A 12,960-nucleotide genomic window follows, 5' to 3' on the forward strand; every position below is an offset into this window, starting at 1 on the left:
CGGCATGAACCCAGGGTCAGCAAGCATGGAGTGCGCAGTAATAAATAAAACCATTGCCAACGTGTGGGGGACACATTGAACTCATCTGCACGATATTTACGGCACAGATGTTGAATGTTTAAAAAATACTTAACTACTTGATATTTGGTTGATTGGCGCGCCGAGAGTGGCTAGGCCAGAGAATAATTTATGTCCCCGAGACGCACAAGCTAACAATGGTTACCAGTTTAGCCTGCGTTCAGAAAACCAGGACGAGTTCGCATATATAAAATATCAATCAGAATCCTAACCCCGAATGAATCTGATGGCCATCCTGCCGGCGAACAATATATGTGCCGGGAGGGAAGGCATCCGCCAGCAGGTTCGGCGTGACAAGGCATTTGGTGTTCCCGGGAGTGACGCTTTATCCTATTGGCTCCTGCGCCGCACTGGCGGCGATTCAACCCGGGATGGAACCTATGCGCCCCTTCAAGCCCTGCCCTGTCACTCGTTTCGCCTGGTTGTTGGCCGGATTGGTCGCTCTGCTGCTGGCCGGTTGCGGTCCCGACAAGCCTGCCAGCCAGGTGCCGACGACAGAACCGATGGCCCGGCAGGAGGCGGGGGCGCCCGCCTCCGTGGTGCAGGCCAATGCCCGCCAGTATCGGGATGCCCCGGCGCTGGCGCTGGTCTTCTCCGGCCCCCTGACCCCCAAGGCGAACTGGCAGAGCTGGCTTGCGGTCAGCGAGGGGGGCAAGCAGGTGCAGGGGGAGTGGATCCTGGCCGACGATGGCCGCACCCTCTATTTCCCGAACGTTCAGCCCGACAAGAGCTATGAAGTGAGCCTCAAGGCGGGGCTGGGCCCATCCCCCCGGAGTTGGACTCTCAAGACCCGGCCGCTGGAGGCGGGGGCTTCGTTTACCGCCAGCGGTATGGTATTGCCGCTGCGCGATGAGCTGCGCCTGCCTATCAGCGCGGTCAACGTGGATGAGGTCAATATCGACTTCTTCCGGGTCGATGCGGAATACCTGCCCCGTTTCCTGGCCGAGTATCGCCCCGGTGCCGGCATGGGCAACTGGGAGCTTGAGCAGATCACCAAGCGGGCCAAGCGGGTGTTCAGCGGCCGCTATGCGCTGGAGCTCGATGCCAACCGGCGCGAGACCCGCCTCATCAATGTGAAGGAGCCGCAGCTGGCGGAGGCTGGCGTCTACTTTGCGGTGATGTCCCCCCTTGGCAACTACGACTGGCGCAAGGAGACCACCTATTTCGCGGTGAGCGACATGGGGCTCAGTGCCCGCCGTTACCGCAATCAGCTGGAGGTGTTTGTCAGCTCCCTGGCCAGCGCCGACCCCCTCAAGGATGTGCAGCTCTCCCTGCTCGACGAGAAAGGCAACCGGCTGCAGGTGCAAATCACCGATCCGCAGGGCCATCGCCGCTTCGATCAGGTGCAGGGGGCTCGCTTGCTGCTGGCCGAACAGGGCAACCATCTGGCGGTGCTGCGCCTCGATGGGGCTGCGCTCGATCTCTCCACCTTCGATCTCGGCACCCAGCCCTGGCAGGCCCAGCAGTTGTATCTCTTTAGCGGGCGCGACCTTTATCGTCCCGGCGAGCGGCTCGACAGCGAGATCCTGCTCAAGGGGCAGGATGGCCAGCTGCTGCCAGGGATGGCGGTAGAGCTGGAGGTGAAACAGCCGGACGGCCAGCTGCTCGAACAGAAACGGCTGCTGCCGGACAATTTGGGCGCGGCCCACTACGGCCTGCGTTTGCCGGATGATGCGCCGCTCGGGCGCTGGACCATCAACCTCAAGACCGCCGCTGGTAGTCGCTTCGAGTGGCCTTTTCTGGTGGAGGAGTTCTTGCCGGAGCGGCTGAAACTGCAGCTTGGCAAGGGGCCGGATGGCGAAGTGACGAGTCTGGACGCTGCCCTCACCCTGCCGCTGCAAGGGGACTATCTCTACGGTGCGCCAGCAAGCGCCACCAAGGCCAAGGCGGAGGTGAAAATCAGCCGCGCCACCATGCCCTTTACCCAGTGGCAGGAGTTCACTCTGGGTGACGTGCTGCTCGCCGAGCAGGCCAGGGATCTTGAGCCGCGGAGTCTCACCCTCGATGCGCAGGGGCTGGGGACTTTTTCGCTTGCTGATGAGCTCGATGGAGTGCGCGCCCTCGGGCCGCTGGAGGTGGCCTATCGGGTGTCGCTCTCCGAGCCCGGTGGCCGCGCCGTCAATCGCAGCCGTACCCAGTATGGCTGGCCCGCGGGCAGCCAGTGGCCGGCGCTCAAGGCCGACTTCGTGGCGGATCGGGTGGAAGGGGGCAAGCCGCTCCCCTTCCAGATCCTCAACCTCGATGACAAAGGGCAGCCGGTGGCGGGGGCGGTGAAGGTGCGCCTTATCAACGAGTACCGCGACTACTACTGGCACTACGCCGATGGCGAGGGGTGGAAGTACGAATTCAACAGCCAGCCCTACCTGGAGCAGGAGCAGACCCTGCAGCTGGATGGCAAGGGGCCGACCCCCCTCAGTTTGCAACTGGCGGCGGGCTGGTATCGCCTCGAGGTGGAGAACAGTCAGGGCCATCAATCGAGCCTGCGGGTTGAGATCGGCAGTTACGCCTGGGGCGGCGGTGGCGAGCAGGCGCGGCCTGACAAGATTGCCATCACCCTCGACAAGCGCGCCTATCAGGCGGGCGATAAGGCCAAAGTGACCCTGGTGGCCCCGCGCCCCGGCAAGGGGTTGCTGCTGGTGGAAGATGGTGACGGCCTGCGCTGGTGGCAGCGTATCGAGCTCAAGGGTGCCGGTGGCGATGCCAAGGATGCCCGCGGCGAGTTCGAGATCCCGATCAGCCCCGAGTGGCAGCGCCACGATCTGCACATTTCGGCCCAGATCGCCGCGCCAGACAGCGCCTCCAAGCCGGTCAGTAGCCAGCAGGGACAAAGTCTGCGCTCGGTCGGTCTGGTGCCGCTCACCCTGGACCGGGAAGCGCGCCGTCTGCCGCTCACCCTGAGCGCACCTGAAAAAGCGGTGCCGCTCACCCGGCTGGAAGTAACCGCCACCTCCACCCCCAACAGTCAGGGCCGCGTGGTGCTGGCCGCGGTGGATCGGGGCGTGCTCAATATCAGCGACTACCAGCCCCTCGACCCGTTCGAGATCTTCTTTGGTCGCAAGCGCTTCTCCCAAGATTTGTTCGACAACTACGGCCAGGTGATCCCGCCGCAGGATGGCAAGCTGGCCCGCCTCAACTACGGGGGGGACCGGGCGCCGCTGAAAAAGGGCGGCGCGCTGGAGAGCCGGGTCGAAGTGGCAGCGCTCTGGAGCGGCGAGGTGAGTTTTGACGGGCAGGGCAAGGCGGTGATCCCGCTCGACTTGCCCAACTTCAACGGCGAGTTGGCGCTGATGGCGCTGGCCTGGAACGAACAACAGGTCGGTGAGGCCGAGCGCGCCGTCAAGGTAGTGGCGCCCTTGGTGGCCGAAATTGGCTGGCCGCGCTTTGGCGCCAGAGGGGATGAGACCCGGGCGCTGGTACAGCTGCGCAACATGAGCGGTGAGGATCAGACCCTCTCCCTGGCCTGGACCCTGAATGGCGGGCTCAAGGCAAACGGCGAGCTGCCCGGCACCCTTTCCCTGAAAAATGGCGAAGAGCAGTGGCTGAGCCTGCCGCTCACCGTGACCGGGGCGAGCGGTGTGGCGAGCCTGCAGTTGGCTGCCAGCGGCAAGGATTTTGCGATAAGTCGCGACTGGGCTCTGCCGCTGCGCTCCCCCTGGCCGGCCGAGACTCGCCAACACTATCAGATGCTGGCCCCCGGCCAGCAGATGAGCTTTGCGCCAGCTGAGCTGGCCGGGCTGGATCGCGCCAACCTGCAGGGGCTGCTCAGCCTCTCCGGCACCCCGCCCTGGGATCCGGCAGCCCAGTGGCAGGCGCTGGCCGACTATCCCTACGCCTGTCTGGAGCAGACCTTGTCCCGTGCCTGGCCTTACTTGCTGACCACGGCGGATGAGCGCATCGCATGGAGCAAACCCGCAGAGGGCAAGAAAGCGGCGAGCGAGGTGGACGTGCAACGCGCCCTGCTGCAACGGCTGCAGCGGTTGCAACTGCCAAGCGGCGGCTTTGGTCTGTGGGATGGTCGCTCCGACGAGGAGCAGTGGCTCACCGCCTATGCCGCCGACTACCTGCTGGCGCGCAAGGAGGCCGGAGACGCAGTGCCGGAGGCAATGCTCAATCAGGCGCTGAACCGGCTGCAGATCTATCTCACCGACAGTCAGTACGGTGAGCGCTGGAGCAGTGCCCCCGAGCACAGCCGGCTGGCCTATCAGGCCTACAGCGCCTATGTGCTGGCCCGGGTGGGCAAGGCGCCGCTCGCTACCCTGCGTCTTATCTGGGAGCAGCAGGCCGATCACGCCCGCTCCGGTTTGCCGCTCTTGCACCTCTCGCTGGCCCTCTCGGCCATGGGGGATGAGCAGAACGCCGCCAAGGCCCTCAGCCGGGCATTGGCGACCGAGCGCGGGGACGACTATCTCGGGGATTACGGCTCGCCGCTGCGCGATCAGGCTCTTGAGCTCTCCCTGCTGCGCCAGCACAAGCTGGCTGCGGAGCGCTGGCCTGATCTCAGCGCCAAGGTGGCCGATACCCTGGCCCACCGTCAGTGGCTCAGCCCCCAGGAGCGGCTCGCCCTGTTGCGACTCGCCCGCTTCGATCCGGCTGTCGACTGGCAGGCCAAGGTGGCTTCCTCTCTTGGCAGTGAATCCCTGAGCGGTTCGGCTCCGCTGCAGCAGGGCACCCTCGAGGCACTGGCGGCGAGCACCGTCACCAACGAGGGCAAGGGCTCGCTCTATGTGCAGCGCACCTTGAGCGGTTACCCCGAGCAGGCTCCTACCAGGTTGAGTCAGGGGATAAGCGTGACCCGCAGCTGGTTCAACAGCGACGGTCAGCCGTTTGATCCCGCCAAGGTGAAGGTCGGCGATCTGGTGGTGGTGCGGCTCAATGTCAGCAGCGAGTCGGCGGTGCCCGATGCCCTGCTGGTGGAGATGGTGCCCGCTGGCTTCGAGCTGGAGAACCCGGCCCTTGGCAACAGCATCAAGCTGGAAGAGCTCTCCATCGAGGGGAAACCGGCGTGGCAGAGCGAGTGGAACGACTATCTCAAGCATCAGGAGTTTCGCGACGACCGCTACACGGCGGCGCTGGATCTGAGCGAGGGGAGCAACCAGCAGCTGGTCTACCTGATGCGGGCGGTGACGCCGGGTCGCTATCAGGTGCCGCCGACCCAGGTGGAGGATATGTACCGGCCCGAGCTGCGGGCTGTGGGTGAGGATATCCATGAGGTGATCATCTCTGAGTAACGTTCCCTCCCTTGAGCGGGTTCGCCCGCTCACTTTCTGGCAGCGTGGCTGGCGCTGGCTTGGCCGTCTGCCACGCTGGCTGCGTGTCTCTGTGCTGGGCGTTGTCGCACTGCTCCTTTTATTGCTTGCGCTGGATCGCATTTTCCCGCCGCCGCCACTCGACCCGGCCTATGCGCGGGTGGTGCTCGACATGAAGAGGCGGCCACTGCGCGCCTTTGCCGATACCAGCGGGGTGTGGCGCTACCCCGTGACCCTGGAGCAGGTCTCCCCACGCTATATCGAGGCGCTGCTTGGCTACGAGGATCGTTACTTCTGGCGCCACCCCGGGGTCAATCCGGTGGCCATGGTGCGCGGGATCTGGCAGTGGCTGCGTTACGGGCGCGCCGTGTCGGGCGGTTCGACCCTCACCATGCAGGTGGCCCGCCTTATCGAGCCCTACCACAGGAGTGTGCCCGGCAAGCTGCGTCAGATGGTGCGCGCGCTGCAGCTGGAGTGGCACTATGACAAGCGCACCTTGCTCACCGTCTACCTCAACCGGGCGCCCTTTGGCGGCAATCTGGAGGGGGTGCAGGCGGCCAGTTTTGCCTATCTCGGCAAGAGCGCAGCCAAGCTGACTTATGCCGAGGCGGCGCTGTTGGCGGTGCTGCCGCAGGCCCCCAGCCGCAACCGGCCGGATCGCCACCCCGAGCGAGCCCGCACCGCCCGCGACAAGGTGATGCAGCGGTTAGTGGCGCAAGGCGTCTGGCCCGAACAGGCGTGGCTGGAGGGGCGCATCGAGCCGGTGCTGGCTCGCGGTCACTTCACGCCGATGGAGGCGCCGCTCTTTGCCCGCCTCGCCGCCGACCATCAGGCGGGGGCGCTGGTGCACACCACTATCGACGGCGATCTGCAGCGCTGGCTGGAGGGACGGGTGGCGAGCTATATCCGTCGCTTCCCCGAGCAGACCTCAGCGGCGTTGCTCTTGGTAGACAACAAAACCATGGCGGTGCGCGCCTATGTGGGCAGCGCCGAGTATGGCAATTTGCGCCGCCACGGTTATCTCGACATGGTGCAGGCAATCCGCTCTCCCGGCTCCACCCTCAAGCCCTTTATCTACGGTCTGGCCATGGACGAAGGATTGGCGCACTCGGCCTCCCTGCTTTCCGATGCACCGAGGCTGGGCTCGGATTATCGCCCCGCCAACTTTTCCGGCGCCTTTCAGGGGCCGGTGACCCTTGCTCAGGCGCTGCAGCAATCCCTCAACGTACCGGCGGTGCAGGTGCTGGAGGCGCTCGGGCCCGACAAGCTGGTCAGCCGCCTCGACAACGCCGGGGTGCGGCTGGCGCTCTCCGACAAACCCAATCCGGCCATAGCGCTGGGGGCGGCGGGCATTCGGCTCGAGCAGCTGGTGGCGCTCTACAGCTCGCTGACCCGGCAGGGGCAGGTGGCCATGCCGGTCTGGCTGGCGGGGCAGCGAGCGGTGTCGCGCCCCTTGCTGAGTCCGGGGGCGGCCTGGATCATCTGGCAGATATTGAGCGCGCAGGGGCGGGCTGATCAGCCCTTTGCCAGTGAAGCGACCGGCAGGGTCAACCGACTAGCCTGGAAGACCGGCACCAGCTACGGCTATCGCGACAGCTGGGCGATGGGGGTCTCCGGTCGCTGGACTATCGGTGTCTGGCTGGGGCGCCCCGACGGAACCCCTATGCCCGGCTTTTACGGCCAGAGTGCGGCGGTGCCGCTGCTGCTCTCGGTCTACTCGCGGCTGGCCGACAACAGCCCTCTGCCGATGCAGCCCAATACGGTCAGCGAAGCGGAGATCTGCTGGCCGCTGGGGCGCAAGGCCAGTGCGACCCTGCCAGAGGCCTGTCTGCAGCGCCAGAGCGCCTGGTTGCTGGAAGGGCGCGATCCTCCCACCTTGCCGGATCCCATGGATTGGCCCTCGCCGCTGCGCCAGGTCGCGCTCACTGCCGACGGCAAGCCGACGCTGACCCGTTGCCAGGATGCGGCGCAATCCGGTTTTCGGGCCCTGTGGCCGCTGTCGCTGGAGCCGTGGCGCACGCCCGGCGAGCGGCGTCAGGCGCTGCTTGCCAGCGGCTGCGCGGGGGAGGGGCAGAGCGCCGAGCTGCAGGCCCCCATTCGCATCCTGGCGCTGGGGGAGGGCAATCTTATCCGCAGCCAGCGCTACCGGTTGCAGCCCAGGGTGCTGGGGGGCGTTGGCAAGCCGGCCTGGTTTCTCAACGGCCAGCGGCTGCGCTGGGACGGGGATCAGGTGTTGAGTGAGGCCGGTCGCTACCAGCTGGTGGTGGTGGACGAGGCGGGTAACAGCGATCGCATCGAGTTTCGGCTGGAAAACCCCTCCTGAGGAGGCTCCATGGCAGGCGCCAGAATATTGACGGCATCGGGGATGGCTCCGATGCCAGGGGTTATCCACCTTCGGCTGGGCGCCGACCGGCTCAGGGCTTGACCTGGCCCAGTCGGGTGAAGAAGTGCTGACTCTTGCGCTGGTGGAAGTGGCTCTTTTTGATGGGGTGAAACACCAGGGGGCTGTCCGGGTGGCTCGCCTTGAGGCGGTGGATCATCGCCATGGCGGACAGGCTGGTGCTGATCAGGGTGGTGAGCGGCAGGCTGACCGTCTCGGGCCCCAGCAGCGGGTTGAGCCCCTGCTGTGCCTGCTCGAAACGGGTCAGCACGGCGGGCTCGGCGTAGCCGCTGCCCAGCATGGCGAGCAGGGCGTCGAGGGCCTGATGGAACTCGGCCAGCTGTTGGCGAAAACCGCTGCGCCCGCGCAGGGCAATAAGCTCTGCAATGGGGATCTCGCTTAAGTTGGCGGGCACTCGCAGCGGGATCTCGAGGTGGAAGCAATCCTGGCCGCCTCTGTTGTGATAGCGGGATTCGAGCAGGTGCAGCAGCCGGTCCAGATAGTCGTGATCCGTAATCAAGGCCCCCTCATTGGCGAGTGCCCACTCGCGGGCGAGGCGCATGGAGAGCAGGTTGGCAAAGCGGCGCGCCATCCTGAACCCGCCCTCTTCCAGACTGGCAAAACCGTGAGCCAGACAAAAGCCGTGCAGCCGCTCCAGCCCCGCCTGGGCCGGACAGAAGCAGTCGTGGTTGGCCGGCGTGCGCCAGCGACCGATCAACTCCTTGTTGCCAAACACCTTGTGGCGGACGAAGTCGGGGGCAACCAGGCCGGCAATCTGGTTCTCGATCTGGGGCGTGATGGCGGCGAAGAAGGCGGGTGCTGGCGGTTCGGCCAGCAGGTCGGTCTGCCGGCGCAGGGTCTCCAGCAGGGCGGTGAGGCCGCTCTTTTCACTGACGGTGAAGACGAAGGCGAGCCGCTCCAGATAGAGCAGGGCAAACTTGAGCCAGAGTTCATCCCGCACTTCCATGCCGGGGTAGTAGATATGGGTTTTCATGGGTGCCGTGTTGCCGGGGCGCAGGCTGGGGAATATACGCAAGATGGCCAGGGTGCGGCAAACATTGCGTGGGGGAATGTGAGCGGCCGCTCATCCAGTAGGCGCTGGCCACAAAGTTCTGATATAATTCGCGCCCTTAAATCGAGGCCACCCGAGTCAATACCATGAAGTTCATTATCAAGCTGTTCCCGGAAATCACCATCAAGAGCAAGTCGGTTCGCCAGCGCTTCATCAAGATACTGCAGGGCAACATCCGCAATGTCCTGCGCCGCTTCGACGACGATGCCCGGGTGCGGATGGACTGGGACAAGCTGATCGTGAGCTCCCGTAACGACCAGTTCCGCGAGCAGGCCATCGAAGCGCTCGCCTGCATCCCCGGCATCCAGGCCTTCCTCGAGGTGCAGGCCAGCAAGTTTACCGACCTGCACGACATCTTCGAGCAGGTGAAAGCCGTCTGGGGTGACCAGCTCGAAGGCAAGACCTTCTGCGTGCGCGCCAAGCGCCACGGGAAGCACGAGTTCTCTTCGCTGGAGATCGAGCGCTACGTGGGTGGCGGCCTGAACCAGCACTGCGTGAGCAACGGCGTGCGCCTCAAGAACCCGGACGTGAAGATCAACCTCGAGATCGACGGCGAGGAGCTCTTCATCGTCAGCGCCATCCATCAGGGCCTGAGCGGCATGCCCATCGCGACTCAGGAAGATGTGCTGAGCCTGCTCTCCGGCGGTTTTGACTCCGGTGTGGCCTCCTTCCAGTTCATCAAGCGCGGCTGCCGCGTGCACTACTGCTTCTTCAATCTGGGCGGTGCGGCTCACGAGATCGGCGTCAAGCAGGTGGCCTATCACCTGTGGAACCGCTTCGGCTCTTCCCATCGGGTGCGTTTCACTGCGGTGGACTTCGAGCCCGTGGTGGCCGAGATCCTTGAGAAGATCGACAACGGTCAGATGGGGGTGGTGCTCAAGCGGATGATGATGCGCGCCGCCGCCAAGGTGGCCGACGAGTTCCAGATCCCGGCCCTGGTGACCGGCGAGTGCGTGGGCCAGGTCTCCAGCCAGACCTTGACCAACCTGAACGTCATCGACCGGGTGACCGACAAGGTGATCCTGCGCCCCCTCATCACCTGGGACAAGCCGGACATCATCAGCGAAGCCCGTCGCATCGGCACCCTGGAGTTCGCCGAGACCATGCCGGAGTATTGCGGCGTCATCTCCAAGAAACCGACCGTGAAGGCCGAGCTCTCCCGCATCGAGGCGGAAGAGGCCAACTTCGACTTCGCCATTCTGGACAAGGTGGTGGCCGAGGCCCGTTACCTCGATATCCGCCGCATCGGTGAGGAGACCGCGGCCGAGGTGCAGGAGGTGGAGACCACGGCCGCGACCGGTGATGACGAGGTGATCCTGGATATCCGCTCCGTGGAGGAGCACGACGAGAAGCCGCTGGTGGTGGAAGGGCGCGAGGTGCTGCACATCCCCTTCTTCAAGCTGGCCACCGCCTTTGGCGATCTGCCGCAAGAGAAGACCTACCTGCTCTACTGCGATCGCGGCGTGATGAGCAAGTTGCAGGCGCTTTACCTCAAGGAGAAGGGCTTTGCCAACGTCAAGGTCTATCGTCCCTGAGCGGTCGACCCTCGCCCATAAAAAATCCGGCCAAGGCGCCGGATTTTTTATTTCACTTCCATGGATGCAGAGGGTCAGGGACAGGGAACCGGGGTAAAGGTCTCCTGGCCCTGGCAGCGCCAGCCCATCTCCGCCTGACGCATCTGCCACAGGTTGTTGCTGCGAAACAGGGTCAGGATATAGAGCATGTCGTTCCTCTGGCCATCGAGAGCCACCGAAAGCACGAGATCGTTGTCCAGCTGCTGGGCATGGATGCGGGTGGGGACGTCTTCATGGCCCACGAAGCGGCGAGCCACCTCGCGATAGTCGTTGACCCAGCCTTGCTGATTGCTGCTCGCCTGACGGATCTGCTGGTTGAACTGCTGCACCGGGGTGGATGCCAGACGCCCGAATAGGGTCTGTGCCCCCGCATGAGCCGCCACCATCATCAGCGTCAGCGTGGTAATGAGCCCAAGTTTTTGCATGAGGTATTCCGGCTTGAAACGACCCCTGTATGACAACAGAAAAGCCGGCTTGGTTCAATCTTGTCCCTGTCGGGATGGGATCTCGCCCACTCCGGCGTTCCTCAGTTGCGCTGCAGCGAGAAGGTGGGCAGGGAGAGATGCCAGTAGATGGCCGCCACCCGCAGGCCGAATACCCCCAGCATGCTGATGAGCATGGCGCTCACCCTGTCCACTCCCACTTCCAGCGACAGGGTATAGAGGATGCCCCCCAGGATGCAGGCGGTGGCGTAGATCTCCTTTTGCAGCACCATGGGCACCTCCCGGGCCAGCACGTCCCGGATCATGCCGCCCGCGACGCCTGTCATGGTCCCCATGATCACCGCAATGAGCCCGGGTGTGCCGAAATTGAGCGCCTTCTGGGCGCCGATCACGGTAAAGAGTGCGAGACCGAAGGCGTCCGCCACCGGCAGTACATACCAGGGCATGCGGCGAGGCAACTTGACCATCCACATGCCGACGAGGGCCGTGGCGATCACCACCCAGATATAGAGAGGGTCGCGAACCCAGAAGACGGGGGTGGCCCCCAGGATCATGTCGCGGATGGTGCCGCCACCGATGGCGGTGACCGCGGCCAGCACCATGACGCCAAAGCCGTCCATTCTGAGACGACCCGCCACCAGGACCCCCGAAAACGCGAATACCGCAGTACCAAACATGTCGCTGATGTAAACGATCTGCTCAACCAGAGTCTGCATGGAGAACAACTCACGTCCAATAGATGATGGGGCGGCGATTTTAGGGGCAAGCCGTGGGGATGAGCAATGCGGGAGTGCAAAAGTGGGAGCCAGCGCCGGTTTCTGGGAAACGGGTGGAGAGTGACCACAACGCCATGTCTGGTGCGAGGCCCGGGCCTCTGCTCGTGGGTGTGCAGCGCACCATGGCAAAAAACTCCGATTTTTTTCTCAAGAGTGGGGAATAGGGGCCGATATATAGGTTAGGCGGCGATTACTGCCTTAAAAGTAGAAAAAAGAAATTAAAGTCTCACGAAAAGACGCCGTTAACTAAACATATCAGGCACAAAACAAAAGAAAGCCTGAGTGAATTAAAGATAAATTTTAATAGCTTAGGAGAAAAATCATGAGTCTTTATATCAATACCAACGTTTCATCGCTCAACGCCCAGCGTAACATGATGAACAGCACCAAATCCCTGGACACCTCTTACACCCGTCTGGCCTCCGGCCTGCGCATCAACAGCGCCAAGGACGATGCGGCAGGTCTGCAGATCTCCAACCGTCTGACCTCCCAGGTCAACGGCCTGGACCAGGGTAACCGCAACGCCAACGACGGCATCTCCCTGGCGCAGACTGCTGAAGGGGCGATGGACGAAGTGACCGGCATGCTGCAGCGCATGCGTACCCTGGCCCAGCAATCTGCCAACGGCTCCAACTCCGCCAAGGACCGCGAGGCCCTGCAGAAGGAAGTGGATCAACTGGGTGCCGAGATCAACCGCATCTCCACCGCGACCACCTTCGCGGGCACCAAACTGCTGGATGGCTCCTTTAGCGGTACCTTCCAGGTCGGTGCGGATGCCAATCAGACCATCGGCTTCAGCCTGAGTCAGGCCGATGGCTTCAGCATCTCCGGTATTGCAGCAGCGGCGGCCACCACCATTGCCACCACGGCCGCAGCCGTCGGCATCTCTACTATCTTCGTCGGTGGTAGTGCAGGTGGCATCAGCATCAGCAGCCAGAGCAACGCGCAGAACGTGCTGGCCGCCGTCGACTCCATGCTGGGGGTGGTTGACAGCAAGCGTGCCGAGCTGGGTGCGGTGCAGAACCGCCTGGATTCCACCATCCGCAACCAGGCCAATATTTCGGAAAACGTCAGTGCAGCGCGCTCCCGTATCCGTGACGCGGACTTCGCGACCGAAACCGCGAACATGACCAAGCAGAACATCCTGCAACAGGCGGCCTCCAGCATCCTGGCCCAGGCCAACCAGCGCCCGCAGTCCGCGCTCTCCCTGCTGCAAGGTTAATACGTTCAGAGTGAGAAAAAGAAAAGGGCGGTTGTTCAGGCCGCCCTGGTAAACAAGATGGAACAATGGGGTGTTCGGATTTACGCCTTGTTCTATCGAAAGAGAAGTTCTCTTATTGGTATACCCCTCGAGTGTTGCGCAGATCGTTCACTCTGTCATCCCCGAGGTT

At 63.6% G+C, this 12,960-nt stretch carries 7 protein-coding genes; 4 read left to right on the forward strand and 3 right to left on the reverse strand.

The window, feature by feature from the left end:
- Positions 1 to 458: 458 nt before the first annotated feature.
- A complete protein-coding gene (locus tag R2B70_RS07180; RefSeq protein ID WP_318162987.1) occupies positions 459 to 5,306 on the forward strand; it encodes an alpha-2-macroglobulin in 4,848 nt (1,615 codons plus the stop codon).
- On the forward strand, positions 5,299 to 7,647 hold the full coding sequence (gene pbpC / locus R2B70_RS07185; protein ID WP_318163325.1) for a penicillin-binding protein 1C: 2,349 nt from the start codon (positions 5,299 to 5,301) through the stop codon (positions 7,645 to 7,647). The genes R2B70_RS07180 and pbpC overlap by 8 nt, the downstream gene beginning before the upstream one ends.
- A gap of 91 nt (positions 7,648 to 7,738) precedes the next feature.
- Here pbpC and R2B70_RS07190 read toward each other — a convergent pair whose 3' ends face one another.
- A complete protein-coding gene (locus R2B70_RS07190) occupies positions 7,739 to 8,698 on the reverse strand; it encodes a hypothetical protein (protein ID WP_318162988.1) in 960 nt (319 codons plus the stop codon).
- Between the two features lie 164 nt (positions 8,699 to 8,862).
- Here R2B70_RS07190 and thiI point away from each other — a divergent pair, with 164 nt between their 5' ends.
- Positions 8,863 to 10,311, forward strand: a complete 1,449-nt coding sequence (gene thiI / locus R2B70_RS07195; protein ID WP_209791624.1) for a tRNA uracil 4-sulfurtransferase ThiI — start codon at positions 8,863 to 8,865, stop codon at positions 10,309 to 10,311.
- Between the two features lie 74 nt (positions 10,312 to 10,385).
- On the opposite strand, the gene R2B70_RS07200 is transcribed toward thiI, so the two are convergent.
- Together R2B70_RS07200 and R2B70_RS07205 are read right to left on the reverse strand one after the other, a co-directional pair.
- Entirely contained in the window at positions 10,386 to 10,775 is a 390-nt protein-coding gene (locus R2B70_RS07200; protein ID WP_069784665.1) for a hypothetical protein, read from the reverse strand.
- Positions 10,776 to 10,876: 101 nt separating this feature from the next.
- On the reverse strand, positions 10,877 to 11,509 hold the full coding sequence (locus tag R2B70_RS07205; RefSeq protein ID WP_042075824.1) for a trimeric intracellular cation channel family protein: 633 nt from the start codon (positions 11,507 to 11,509) through the stop codon (positions 10,877 to 10,879).
- A 382-nt stretch (positions 11,510 to 11,891) separates the two neighbouring features.
- On the opposite strand from R2B70_RS07205, the gene R2B70_RS07210 reads away from it, so the two are divergent.
- Positions 11,892 to 12,791: a flagellin gene (locus R2B70_RS07210; RefSeq protein WP_318162989.1), complete on the forward strand. Its 900-nt coding sequence runs from the start codon at positions 11,892 to 11,894 to the stop codon at positions 12,789 to 12,791.
- The last annotated feature ends 169 nt before the right edge of the window (positions 12,792 to 12,960 follow it).

The organism is Aeromonas sp. XH (assembly GCF_033348475.1).
Lineage (GTDB): Bacteria > Pseudomonadota > Gammaproteobacteria > Enterobacterales > Aeromonadaceae > Aeromonas > Aeromonas sanarellii.

Excerpts from the sequence above, each read along its gene's own strand:
- R2B70_RS07180 (WP_318162987.1), top strand. The coding sequence starts at position 459 with ATGCGCCCCTTCAAGCCCTGCCCTGTCACTCGTTTCGCCTGGTTGTTG.
- R2B70_RS07190 (WP_318162988.1), bottom strand. The coding sequence starts at position 8,698 with ATGAAAACCCATATCTACTACCCCGGCATGGAAGTGCGGGATGAACTC.
- thiI (WP_209791624.1), top strand. The coding sequence starts at position 8,863 with ATGAAGTTCATTATCAAGCTGTTCCCGGAAATCACCATCAAGAGCAAG.
- R2B70_RS07200 (WP_069784665.1), bottom strand. The coding sequence starts at position 10,775 with ATGCAAAAACTTGGGCTCATTACCACGCTGACGCTGATGATGGTGGCG.
- R2B70_RS07205 (WP_042075824.1), bottom strand. The coding sequence starts at position 11,509 with ATGCAGACTCTGGTTGAGCAGATCGTTTACATCAGCGACATGTTTGGT.
- R2B70_RS07210 (WP_318162989.1), top strand. The coding sequence starts at position 11,892 with ATGAGTCTTTATATCAATACCAACGTTTCATCGCTCAACGCCCAGCGT.